The organism is Caenimonas sp. SL110 (assembly GCF_001044395.1).
Classification (GTDB): Bacteria; Pseudomonadota; Gammaproteobacteria; order Burkholderiales; family Burkholderiaceae_C; genus Ramlibacter.
Genome location: NZ_JANU01000005.1, coordinates 59,757 through 70,879 on the forward strand (window position 1 = coordinate 59,757; position 11,123 = coordinate 70,879).

Genomic DNA, 11,123 nt, shown 5'->3' on the forward strand with positions numbered 1-11,123 from the left:
CCCTGCGCGAAACGCGATGGACAGCACGGCCAACATGACCAAGGAGCGCGCAGGCATACAGTCTGTCGAAGTCGGCTTCGCGCTGCTCGAAGTGCTCTCGCAGGCCCACGGCCCGCTGATGCTGCGTGACCTGGCCGCGGCTGCGGGCATGAGCGCCGCCAAGGCCCATCGCTACCTGGTGAGCTTCCAGCGCCTGCAACTGGTGGTGCAGGACAGCTCGAACACGCGCTACGACCTCGGGCCCGCCGCGCTCAAGCTCGGGCTCGCATCACTGTCACGGCTCGATGCGATCAAGCTCGCGCGCGAACGCATCGCCCCGTTGATGGAGATGATCGGCCACACGCTGGCGCTGGCGGTGTGGGGCAATCACGGCCCGACCATCGTGCACTGGGAAGAATCACCGCAAGCCGTCACCGTCAACCTGCGCCTGGGCGATGTGATGCCCCTGCTGTCGTCGGCCACCGGGCGCTGCTTTGCGGCGTTCGTTTCGCGCGACGCCATCACGCCCTTGCTCAAGGACGAAATCGCGCGCGCGCACAAGCAGGGCCGCACCGATGTCCCTGCGAACCTGGCCGACGCGCGGGCGCTACTGGGCGAGGTTCGCCAACGCGGCGCGGCGCGCGTGGTGGACACCTTGCTGCAGGGCATCGTCGGCTTTTGCGTGCCGGTGTTCGACGCCGATGGACACATCGCCCTGGGTATCGTTGCACTCGGGCCCAAGGGCAGCTTTGACCCCGAGTGGGACGGCGCAGTCCACACGCCGCTGCTGGAAGCCGCGAGGCAGCTGTCGAGCGACCTGGGATTCAGGCATTGATTGCCAAGCCGATGGCGCACCGCACGCCCCTGGCGCTGATCGCAGTGGGCGTGATCGCCGCGCACGTCGTGCTGCTGCAATCGGTCAGCCTGCAGCTGCAGCCGCCAGACCCGCTCTCGGTCAAGGCCCTCATCACCCGCACGCTGGTAACGCCGGAAGCCGCGCCCGCCGCAACCGAGGCCCCACCAGCACCAGCGGCTCCCGCGCCGCTTCGTCCGGCACGCACAACCCGCTCCGTTCGCGCTGCTGCGCCAGACATGGCCGCGCAGCCTTCCGCTCCTGCGTCGGCGCCTGTTGCCACAGCATCTGCATCGAAGCCTGCCGAAACCCCGCCGCCTTCATCCGCCCCGGTGGCCGAGGCGCCCGCCCCACCGCCCGCACCCTCCCAGCCAGCCACGCCAGCGGTCGCCCTGGCCATCCCCGGCTCCATCAAGCTGAACTACAAGGTGTTCGCCGTTTATCGCGGGCAGGACCGCCAGTTGAGCGGCTCTCTTCAGTGGCGTCATGACGGCGTGAACTACGACGCGAGGCTGGAGATGAGCGTGCCCCTGCTCGGCACGCGCAGCGACCACAGCGTGGGTCGCATCACGACCGAAGGCCTCGCGCCCCAGCGCTATGCCAGCAAGGCCAGAAACGAGGAAGCCACCCACTTCGACCGGGACAGGGGCCGCATCGTGTTCAGCGCCAACAAGCCCGAGGCCGCGCTGATGGCGGGCGCGCAGGACAGGCTCAGTGTCCTGCTGCAGCTTTCGGCGTTGGTGGGCGGCAGTCCGGCGAAGTTCCGCGCGGGCACTTCCGTCACGATCCAGACGGCCGGTCCACGCGATGCGGAGCCCTGGATCTTCACCGTCGAAGGCGAGGAGCAGCTGCAGTTGCCCGGTGGCGCGATGAGTGCATTGAAGCTCACGCGAATGCCCCGAAAGGAGTTCGACCAGAAGGTGGAACTGTGGCTCGCACCCGGCATGGATTACGTCCCGGTGCGCGTGCGTCTTACAAATGCAAACGGGGATAGTTTCGACCAGCAGTGGTCCGGCACCGACAAGGGCTGATCAGCCACCTGCTTACTGTGGGACCCAAGGACGGCCTTGCAGCGTTTTCCCGGTCATCCTTGAAACCGGCGCAAACGTTGCCATATCTATAGGCAGTAAAGGACCCCAAATGCAAATGCTCTATGACTCCGAATCGTTCGTCGTCGTTCACATGCAGGCCAATGAAGCCCAGGACGGGGAACCCATGCCTCGCCTGGCTCGCCATGGCTTCGAGATCGTCGACAAGCGTTCGAACAAGGAGGTTTACCTTGATGGTGCCTGGGCCGACACCTTCCAGCGCCAGATCACGGCCTGGCAGCTGAACACGCCAACGCAGGAAGAAGTCGAGGAAACGCTCGACGGCTACGCCGAGCTTGCGCAGAACCCACTGGTGATGCACTAAGCCGCGCAGCGATACGCGGGAAGTGCCGAGCCCAACTCTTAGGGCCGGTGGCATTCGGTCATTTGCGACGACCCATGAGTATCGGTTGAAAAAACACGTCGTCGTGACGTTCCACATTCACGAACCCCGCCTCGACCATCAGGTGTCGAAGCCGAGCAATGGACACAGCGTAGTAGCGACTTCGGACCACAAGCGTCTTGCACGCGCCGTCCGCAGATTCCGTGGTGAGGTACATGCGCAAGTCGTACTGGTCGCCGTCCCACTCCCACGCTTGCACAGCCACAAAGCGGTTCCCGTTCGCGTCACGTCTCAGTCCGTACGGCCGCACGTCAGGATTTTTGCGCTCCAGCTCAGCGTAGTCACGGACGGAAATTAGGACTATCCCGTTTGGTCGAAGGCATCGGTAGCAACTGCGAAGGCTTTGCAGAATCTGGTCGTCTGACAGCAGGTGCGGGAGGCTGTTGTCGCACGCGATGACTGCAGCCATGGAGCCCGGGGCGACTTGAGCCAGTGTTCGCAGGTCGTCGACGTAGGCGTCAGCTTCAAGCGTTTGGCGGGCCAGTTCGGTCTTGAGCCGGTCGATGGCCCCGGGTGAGATGTCGGAAGCGATGACACGAAATCCTTGCCTCAAGAGACCGATCGTCTGTGTGCCGATGCCGCAGGCCGCGTCGAGCACCGGGCCCTCCAGTGGAACCCCCTGAGCGATGAACAACGCCCCGAGCGCCGCGCCTTGGCTGGAGATGGCACTGTCCCAATCGCCGTAAAGGAGATGGTAGTAAGGAGCAAGCTCATCGTAGAAATTCGCGGTCATACGTGATGCTGGATTGTCGATTACCACTGGTCAGCTTCCTCGGCGTTTCTCAACCCACCCATAAAGCGGCTCGACCAGAATCAGCACCGCCACCAGCCGAACCACCTGAAACGCCGTCACCACGGGCACGCCGAGTTGCAGCACCTTCGCGGTGATCGCCATCTCGGCGATGCCGCCGGGTGATGTACCCAGGATCATCGTCGCCCAATGCAGTCCAGTGACCCTGGCGAGCACCACCGCAAACGCTGCGCACAGCGCAATCATCACCAGCGTTCCGACTAGCACCGACCCCAGCCAGCGCGGCGCGGTTTTCACGAAATCCGCCGAGAAGCGAACGCCCAGGCTGATGCCGATCAGCAATTGCGCCGCATTGGTCGTCCATCCCGGCAGCGCAGACAACTCCACACCGCTCATCGTGATCGCCATCGCGACGATCAGCGCGCCCATGAACCACGGATTCGCCCGCTTGGTTCGCTGCATCAGCCACGCGCCCGTACCCGTTGCAGCCAGCAACACAGCCAGGCCGCCCCAATTGACGATGCGTGTTCCGGGCAAGGTCGCGTCCACGCCATGCACGCCGACGAAGGTCAGCGAAAACGGAATGACCAGCGTGACCACCAGCAGCCGGAGACTGTGCGCCGCAGCGACCAGCTCCGTGCGGCCACCTTCGCGTTCGGCCAGCAGGGTCATCTCTGACGCCCCGCCGATCGCACCTGAAAAATAAGTGGTCGCGCGTTGCGCCTGCGGGCTGCCCCCGATGCGCGCGGCGTGACCCCAGTGCAGCCAGGCTCCGAACCCCCAGCCCAGGCCCAGCGCCCAGGCAATGCCCAGCAGGATGGCCCACCACAGGCTTGCCACCAGATGCGTCACATAGGGCGTGAAATAAAGACCAAGCGCAGTCGCGATCAGCCACTGCCCGACATTGCGCAGCGGGCCGTAACTGCGCGTCGGCAAACCCAGGATTGATGCCACCGACGTCGCGACCAGCGGGCCGATCATCCAGGGGATGGGCGTTCGCAGCCAGCTGCACACCAGTGCGCCTGCCAGCGCCAGCAGCAGGGTGAGGACGATGCGAACGGGAAGGGTGGACAGCACGGGAGACGGCAGATGGAAACGACAGGCAAACGGCGAGCAAAACGACGCCCAAACCGGCCAGGCGGCGCGAAGCTTTAGTATCGCCGCATGCGCCTGTTGCTCGCTGTCATTGCCCTGTCCGTGGCCGGCTGCACGGCGCTGCCGGCTGCGCACGTCGCGGCCGACGTGGTGCTGCTGGGCGAGCAGCACGACGCAGCCCAGCACCAGCAGATAGCGCGCGACGTGGTGGCCTCGCTCGCCGACCGGGGCGAACTCGCGGCGCTGGCGCTGGAGATGGCCGAACACGGCGCCAGCACGGCCGCATTACCCCCATCCGCCGGCGAAGCCGACGTGAAGGCCGCGCTGCAATGGAACGAGCAGGCGTGGCCCTGGGCCGCGTACGGTCCGGTGGTGATGACGGCAGTGCGCGCAGGCGTGACGGTGATTGGCGCGAACCTGCCGCGCACCCAGATGCGCGCGGCGATGGCCGACGCGCGCCTCGATTCCGCACTGCCCGAGGCGTTTCGTGCAAAGGCGCTCGCGGCCCTACGCGAAGGCCACTGCGACCTGCTGCCCGAATCGCAGATCGCGCCTATGGCACGCGTGCAGGTTGCGCGCGACCAGTCCATGGCGCGAACGATCTCGCAGGCCCTGGTGCGCGGCAAGACGGTCGTGCTGGTCACTGGGGGGCAGCACGCCGACCCGCAGATGGGCGTGCCGGTGTACCTGCCGATTTCGCTGCACGTGGTGACACAGGTGCTGCCGCCCCAACCGCCAGCCAGGGACTACTGCGCCCAGATGCGCGAGCAATTCAAGGGGGCGCGTCCTTGAGCGAGCCCGTGCCTGATCGCGGCGCACGTGGCGTCGTCAACGTCGCCGAAATCAATCCATACGCGCCTCGACCGTTCACTTTCACCGAAGCCGCGATCTGCCTGCGCGATTCGATCCATGCGGCGGGCTATGCGTCGGAAATTTTCCAGAACCGGACCGACATCACTCGCCGCACCATCGTGCTCGGCGCGCTGCCGCCGCACCTGTCGGCGGTGGACCAGCTCGATCCCGCCAAGACGGTGATCTACAACTTCGAGCAGCTGGGCAACGCTGTCGCGGTCGGCGGCACCGATTACCCGAAGTGGCTGCAGCGCTGGCTCGTTGCCGACTATCACAGCCAGAACATTTCGTGGTTGCGAAACCAGATCTCGGGGGCCCGGCAAGGCGAGCTGCGCGCCTTCGAGTTGCCGATCGTGCCGTCACCGTCACTGCGGTTTCGGCCTGAGCTCGCAGCGCCGCCGACGGTGGACGTGCTGTTCTACGGCAGTCCCAATCCGCGGCGCACGCATTTGCTCGACCAGCTGCGCGCAGCAGGGCTCAGCGTCGAAGTGGTCGCAGGCGCATTCGCCGATGAGCTGGCACCGGCCATCCACCGCGCGCGACTGGTGCTGCATGTCCACTACTTCGAGACCGCGCTCTTTCCGGTCGCGCGCTTTCTGCAACCCGTCGTGCAGGGTGTGCCTGTGGTCTGCGAGACATCGGCGTTTTCTGCGCAGAACGACTGGTCCGGATCAGGCATCGTCTTTGCACCGTACGACCAGTTGGTCGATGCATGTCGCGCATTGCTCGCCGAGCCCGATGCAACGACGACCGAACGCGTGCGCCAGACTTTCAACTTCGCAAAGACCATCGACTTCAACACGCCGTTCGAGCGGCTGCTGCGCGCGCTGCAGCAGCCGGTTGCAAAGGCAATTCCCGCCCCGCCCGTGCCCATCCCCGCGCCGACCGGGCCACCTGCCGCGCCGCTTGCCACGACCCAGCCCCGTGACCCCGGCGATGTGCACGCCCTGCTTTCCACCGAAGAGATTGAAGCCATCCTCGCGCAGGAAGCCAGCGAGCTGCCGCCCGAATCGCACGAGAGCGCGCCTCCCCTCAAGATGGTCGAGCGACAGCCGGGCAAGGGGCGCTACGGCGCGCTGATCGTGGCGCTGCTGCTGATCTTCAGCGTTTACACGATCTGGATGGGCATGCGCCGGTAGGCGCATTCAGAGCCCCGTTAGGGGCATTCAGAGCCCGTCAAGCGTGCTTGCGGATCGAATCGGCCAGCGTGTTGACCAGCGTGTCTATGTGTTCGCGCTCGACGATGTAGGGAGGCGCGATCACCACTGTGTCGCCCGCCGGCCGCACCAGCGCGCCCTGGTGGTAGCAGTCCATGAAGATGTCGAACGCGCGCTTGCCCGGAGTGCCTGCCATCGGCGCCAGCTCGACCGCAGCAGCAAGACCGAGGCTTCGAATGCCAATCACATTGGGCAGGCCCTTGAACGCGCAATGGAAGGCATCGCCCAGCACCTTGCCCATCTCGCCGGCGCGCTGGAACAGGTTTTCCTGCTTGTAGAGATCGAGCGTGGCAATGGCTGCCGCGCACGCCACCGGATGACCCGAATAGGTGTAGCCGTGGAAGAACTCGATGACGTGCTCGGGCGCGTCGGTCTTCATCATCGCGTCGTAGAGCTTGTCGCGGCAGATCACGCCGCCCAGCGGAATCACGCCGTTGGTCACGCACTTGGCGAAGTTCAGCATGTCGGGCACGACGCCGTAGTAGTCCGCGCCGAAGTTGGTGCCCATGCGGCCGAAGCCGGTGATGACCTCGTCGAAGATCAGCAGGATGCCGTGCTTGTCGCAGATTTCGCGCAGGCGCTTGAGGTAGCCCTTGGGCGGCAGGTACCAGCCTGCGCTGCCTGCGACCGGCTCCACGATCACAGCCGCGATGTTGCTCGGGTCGTGCAGCGGCAGGATGCGGTTTTCCAGCTCCAGCAGCATGTCTTCCTGCGACACCGGCTCCTCGTTGTGGATATACGCGTTGGCCGGATCGTGGATGAAGCGCATGTGGTCCACGCGTGGCAAGAGCGCCGTGCCGTACACCTTGCGATTGGCCGGAATGCCGCCCACGCTCATGCCGCCAAAGCCCACGCCGTGATAGCCCTTCTCGCGGCCGATGAAGACGTTGCGATGGCCTTCACCGCGCGCCCGGTGATACGCCAGCGCCACCTTCAGCGATGTGTCGGCAGCTTCGGAACCCGAGTTGCAGAACAGCACCTTGTTCAGGTCGCCGGGTGCCATGGCGGCGATCATTTCCGCTGCCTTGAACGCCTGGTCGTTGGAGGCCTGGAACGCGGTGGAATAGTCGAGCGTGTCGAGCTGCTTCTTGATCGCCTCGTTGATCGGCTTGCGGTTGTGGCCCGCGGCCACGCACCAGAGGCTGGAGATGCCGTCGATCACCTTGCGGCCGTCGTGCGTGGTGAAGGTCATCCCGTCGGCGGCGACGAAGATGCGCGGGTCCTTCCTGAATCCGCGGTTGGGCGTGAAGGGCAACCAGTGGCTGTCCATGTTGAAGTCGTTGAAGGCCATGACGTGCTCCGGAAAACGATGCGATGAATTGCAAATGTCGATTTTGCACCTGCAGCAAGACGCCTAGCGCATCGCGCCGAACACCTTGCCCAGCAGCGCATTGCCAGTGCCCATCGGGTTGCGCCTGATCTTTCTTTCTTCCTCGCCGATCATGAAGTAAAGCCCATCGAGCGCCTTGCGCGTCACGTAGTGGTCGATGGTCGCGTCCTCTTTCTTCACGAGGCCAAAGCCCGCGGCCTTGCCGGCGACCTGGTCGTACTTTTGCGCCAGGCCCACGCGAGCGGTCGCCTGCTTGACGACCGGCAGGAACTTCACGCCCAGCGGGTCGCGCGTCTTGTCGGCGAAGAATTGCGTCACCGACGTGTCACCGCCCAGCAGGATGCGTTTCGCATCGGCCACGCTGATGTTCCTGACGGCATTGACCAGGAGGTCGCGGGCCAGCGGCACTGCGGACTCGGCTGCGCGGTTGATGGCGACCTCCAGTTCCTCGATCTCCTTGCGCCGGCCCATGGCCTTGAGCAGCTTGGCGGCATCCTTGAGGTAGCCCGGAAGGGGGATGCGCACCTTGGGGTTGTCCAGGAATCCGCCCTGGGCGCCCAGAAGCTTCACTGCGGCAATCGCTCCGGTTTCCAGCGCGGACTTCAGGCCGCTGCCGGCCTCCGCATCGGTGATTCCTGCCAGGTTCTGGGCCTGCGCCACCTGCGTGAACAGGAGTGTCGAAGGGACCACGACGGTCCCTGCATAGATCTGGAATTGACGTCGTTGCATGGGGTGGGCTCCTCGTGATGTTTGCGCACTCATCATGCCCATGCGAGCCGCGCCGCGCAATCGCCCGCGCTCTTTGCGACAATGGACCCGCCATGAATAACGCCTACATCCTCACCCTCTCCTGCCCCGATCGCACGGGCATCGTCCACGCCGTTTCGGGCTTCCTGCTGGAGCGCGGCGGCAACATCGAGGAGGCGGCGCAATACAACGACCACGGCACCGGTCTTTTCTTCATGCGCGTGCAGTTCGCCTGCGACCAGCTCACGCATGAAGACCTGCAGATGCAATGGAAATTCTTCGCCGAGCCCTACAGCATGAACTGGAAGCTGCACGCCACCACGCAGCCGATGCGCACCGTGATCATGGTCAGCAAGGACGGCCATTGCCTGAACGACCTGCTGTTTCGCTGGAAGAGCGGCCTGCTCAAGCTCGACATCGCCGCTATCGTGTCGAACCACCGCGAGTTCTACCAGCTGGCTGCGAGCTACAACGTGCCGTTCCATCACATCCCGGTGACGGCTGCGACCAAGCCGCAAGCCGAGGCCAAACAGTTCGAGATCATCGAAGCCGAACGCGCCGAGCTGGTCGTGCTGGCGCGCTACATGCAGGTGCTCTCCGACGACCTGTGCCGCAAGCTCGCAGGCCGCGCGATCAACATCCATCACAGCTTCCTGCCCAGCTTCAAGGGCGCGCGTCCGTATTACCAGGCGCATGACCGCGGCGTGAAACTGATCGGTGCGACGGCGCATTACGTGACCGCCGACCTGGACGAAGGTCCGATCATCGAGCAGGACGTGGCCCGCGTGGACCACAGCGCGACCGTCGAGTCCCTCACTGCGCAAGGTCGCGACACCGAAAGCCAGGTGCTGGCGCGCGCGGTGAAGTGGCACAGCGAGCATCGCGTGCTCTTGAACGGTCACAAGACGGTGATTTTCAAGTGAGTTTCCCAGCCCTCACCGCGGACTCCCTGGCTGTCATTGCGGACTCGATCCGCAATCCATCTTCGATCAAGCGCCCTCGCCGCTTCGCGGCCGATGCCCGATCGCGTCCAACATGACAGCCAGATGACCACGCGCATCCCGCCCATCCAGTGCCTGCTCACCTTCGAGGCACTGGCACGGTTGCGCTCAGTCACGCTGGCTGCCGAAGAACTCTGCGTCACCCCCAGCGCAGTGAGCCATCGCGTCAAGCAGCTCGAACAGGTGATAGGCGCCAAGCTCTTCGGGCGCGCAGACTTCTCCCTCACCACCGACGGCAACGAATACCTGGCCCACGTGCGCGAAGGCCTCGCGAGCCTGGAGCGATTCCCCGGCAAGGACAACGCGCAGGGCAAACGCAAACTCAGGGTCGCCGTCACGCCGACGTTTTCCCGCTCCATCCTCATGCCCCGCCTGCGTGGCTTCATCGAGGCGTATCCCGAAATCGATCTGATGCTGCAGGTCTCGATCCCCTTGCTCGATGTGGTGGCCGAAGACGCGGACCTGATGGTGCGTTTTGGCACCGGGCGCTATTCGGACGTCGAGCACCTGTGCCTGCTCACCGACGAAGTAACGCCCCTGGCGTCCCCCGCCTACATCCGTGCGAACGGCCCCTTCGACACACTCGAGGACCTTCTGGGTGCCAAGCTGATCAAGAGCCCGCTGGAGCCCTGGCGCACCTGGTTCCTCGCGCACGGGCACGATGCCAGCGAGCCGGTCGAAGGCTCTTCATTCAACGACATCGGGCTGATGTGCGATGCAGCCGCGCAGGGCCTGGGCATTGCTCTGGTGCGCCTGAAGCTGGGCCAGCCCTGGCTGGACAACGGCTCGCTCGAACGCGTCTCGGATCGCAATGTGCCCAGTCCGCACGCGCACTACCTGTGCTGGCGAACCGGCGCGATGGATCGCTGGGAATGCGCCGCGTTTGCAGAGTGGTTGCGCAAGAGCCTGGCCTGAACTTGCCGGTCCGCGACGCAATTGCATCGGTTGCGGAAAAATCTTCATCCCGACCGGCCCCGGTCCGCACTAAAGTGGCGGGATGACCGCCCCCACCGATCCTCAAGTGCTCGCCCGTGCCGAGCGGCAAGCGCAAGTCGTGCGCGCTCTCAAGGCAGCGCTGCCCGCACACGCGCTGCTCTGGAACACCGAGGACACGACGCCCTATGAATGCGACGGCCTCACCGCCTACAGGCAGCGCCCGCTGGTGGTCGCACTCCCCGAAACCGAAGCCCAGGTGCAGGCCGTGCTGCGTGCCTGCCATGCACTCGACGTGCCGGTTGTCGCGCGCGGCGCGGGCACGGGCCTGTCGGGGGGCGCGATGCCGCACGCGCTGGGCGTCACCTTGTCGCTGGCCAAATTCAATCGCATCCTGAAGGTCGACCTGGCGAGCCGCACGGCTGTCGTGCAGTGCGGCGTGCGCAACCTGGCGATCAGTGAAGCGGCTGCCCCCTATGGCCTGTACTACGCGCCGGACCCGTCCAGCCAGATCGCCTGCACCATCGGCGGCAACGTGGCCGAGAACTCGGGCGGCGTGCACTGCCTGAAGTACGGCCTGACGCTGCACAACGTCATGCAGGTCAAGGGCTTCACCGTCGAAGGCGAGCCCGTCACCTTCGGCAGCGCCGCGCTCGATGCAGCAGGGCTCGACCTGCTCAGCGTGGTCATCGGCAGCGAAGGCATGCTGGCGATTGCGACCGAAGTGACCGTCAAACTCGTGCCCAAGCCGCACATCGCGCGCTGCATCATGGCCAGCTTCGACGACGTGCGAAAGGCTGGCGATGCGGTGGCGTCCGTCATTGCGGCGGGCATCATCCCGGCGGGGCTGGAGATGATGGACAAGCCGATGACG

The 11,123-nt window shown here is 65.1% G+C and carries 12 protein-coding genes; 8 read left to right on the forward strand and 4 right to left on the reverse strand.

Going from position 1 to position 11,123, the window contains the following annotated elements; all coding sequences use genetic code 11:
• Positions 1-34: 34 nt before the first annotated feature.
• From AQ12_RS03570 to AQ12_RS03580, 3 genes are all read left to right on the forward strand, one after another.
• A complete protein-coding gene (locus AQ12_RS03570) occupies positions 35-814 on the forward strand; it encodes an IclR family transcriptional regulator (RefSeq protein ID WP_048438511.1) in 780 nt (259 codons plus the stop codon).
• Complete coding sequence (locus AQ12_RS03575) at positions 811-1,863, forward strand: DUF3108 domain-containing protein (RefSeq protein ID WP_053076539.1); 1,053 nt, start codon at positions 811-813, stop codon at positions 1,861-1,863. The genes AQ12_RS03570 and AQ12_RS03575 overlap by 4 nt, the downstream gene beginning before the upstream one ends.
• 109 nt (positions 1,864-1,972) lie before the next feature.
• Entirely contained in the window at positions 1,973-2,245 is a 273-nt protein-coding gene (locus AQ12_RS03580) for a DUF3567 domain-containing protein (RefSeq protein ID WP_048438491.1), read from the forward strand.
• 58 nt (positions 2,246-2,303) lie between these two features.
• Here the strand turns inward: AQ12_RS03580 and AQ12_RS03585 are convergent, their stop codons facing one another.
• Together AQ12_RS03585 and AQ12_RS03590 are read right to left on the reverse strand one after the other, a co-directional pair.
• Positions 2,304-3,056, reverse strand: a complete 753-nt coding sequence (locus AQ12_RS03585) for a bifunctional 2-polyprenyl-6-hydroxyphenol methylase/3-demethylubiquinol 3-O-methyltransferase UbiG (protein ID WP_048438492.1) — start codon at positions 3,054-3,056, stop codon at positions 2,304-2,306.
• Between the two features lie 30 nt (positions 3,057-3,086).
• The gene (locus AQ12_RS03590; protein WP_048438493.1) at positions 3,087-4,151 is read right to left on the reverse strand and encodes an AbrB family transcriptional regulator; all 1,065 of its coding nucleotides are present in this window, start codon (positions 4,149-4,151) and stop codon (positions 3,087-3,089) included.
• A gap of 87 nt (positions 4,152-4,238) precedes the next feature.
• Here AQ12_RS03590 and AQ12_RS03595 point away from each other — a divergent pair, with 87 nt between their 5' ends.
• Positions 4,239-4,961, forward strand: coding sequence for a ChaN family lipoprotein (locus AQ12_RS03595; RefSeq protein WP_048438494.1), 723 nt, complete (start codon positions 4,239-4,241; stop codon positions 4,959-4,961).
• A complete protein-coding gene (locus AQ12_RS21915; protein ID WP_053076540.1) occupies positions 4,958-6,160 on the forward strand; it encodes a hypothetical protein in 1,203 nt (400 codons plus the stop codon). The genes AQ12_RS03595 and AQ12_RS21915 overlap by 4 nt, the downstream gene beginning before the upstream one ends.
• Before the next feature lie 37 nt (positions 6,161-6,197).
• Here the strand turns inward: AQ12_RS21915 and AQ12_RS03605 are convergent, their stop codons facing one another.
• Positions 6,198-7,529, reverse strand: coding sequence for an aminotransferase class III-fold pyridoxal phosphate-dependent enzyme (locus AQ12_RS03605; RefSeq protein WP_048438495.1), 1,332 nt, complete (start codon positions 7,527-7,529; stop codon positions 6,198-6,200).
• Positions 7,530-7,592: 63 nt separating this feature from the next.
• Positions 7,593-8,297 (reverse strand): DUF4197 domain-containing protein, encoded by a 705-nt coding sequence (locus tag AQ12_RS03610; RefSeq protein WP_048438496.1) that lies wholly within the window; start codon positions 8,295-8,297, stop codon positions 7,593-7,595.
• 92 nt (positions 8,298-8,389) lie between these two features.
• Between AQ12_RS03610 and purU the strand changes: the two genes are divergently transcribed.
• The 3 genes from purU to AQ12_RS03625 all read left to right on the forward strand — a co-directional run.
• Positions 8,390-9,238, forward strand: a complete 849-nt coding sequence (gene purU / locus AQ12_RS03615; protein ID WP_048438497.1) for a formyltetrahydrofolate deformylase — start codon at positions 8,390-8,392, stop codon at positions 9,236-9,238.
• Positions 9,239-9,361: 123 nt separating this feature from the next.
• Positions 9,362-10,231, forward strand: coding sequence for a LysR substrate-binding domain-containing protein (locus AQ12_RS03620; protein WP_082151393.1), 870 nt, complete (start codon positions 9,362-9,364; stop codon positions 10,229-10,231).
• A gap of 82 nt (positions 10,232-10,313) precedes the next feature.
• Positions 10,314-11,123: FAD-binding protein (locus AQ12_RS03625; RefSeq protein WP_048438499.1), on the forward strand; the 810-nt coding region annotated here is incomplete at its 3' end.

Coding starts and splice junctions, on each gene's coding strand:
- AQ12_RS03610 (WP_048438496.1), bottom strand. CDS start 8,297: ATGCAACGACGTCAATTCCAGATCTATGCAGGGACCGTCGTGGTCCCT.
- AQ12_RS03570 (WP_048438511.1), top strand. CDS start 35: ATGACCAAGGAGCGCGCAGGCATACAGTCTGTCGAAGTCGGCTTCGCG.
- AQ12_RS03585 (WP_048438492.1), bottom strand. CDS start 3,056: ATGACCGCGAATTTCTACGATGAGCTTGCTCCTTACTACCATCTCCTT.
- AQ12_RS03605 (WP_048438495.1), bottom strand. CDS start 7,529: ATGGCCTTCAACGACTTCAACATGGACAGCCACTGGTTGCCCTTCACG.
- AQ12_RS03595 (WP_048438494.1), top strand. CDS start 4,239: ATGCGCCTGTTGCTCGCTGTCATTGCCCTGTCCGTGGCCGGCTGCACG.
- purU (WP_048438497.1), top strand. CDS start 8,390: ATGAATAACGCCTACATCCTCACCCTCTCCTGCCCCGATCGCACGGGC.
- AQ12_RS03580 (WP_048438491.1), top strand. CDS start 1,973: ATGCAAATGCTCTATGACTCCGAATCGTTCGTCGTCGTTCACATGCAG.
- AQ12_RS03620 (WP_082151393.1), top strand. CDS start 9,362: ATGACCACGCGCATCCCGCCCATCCAGTGCCTGCTCACCTTCGAGGCA.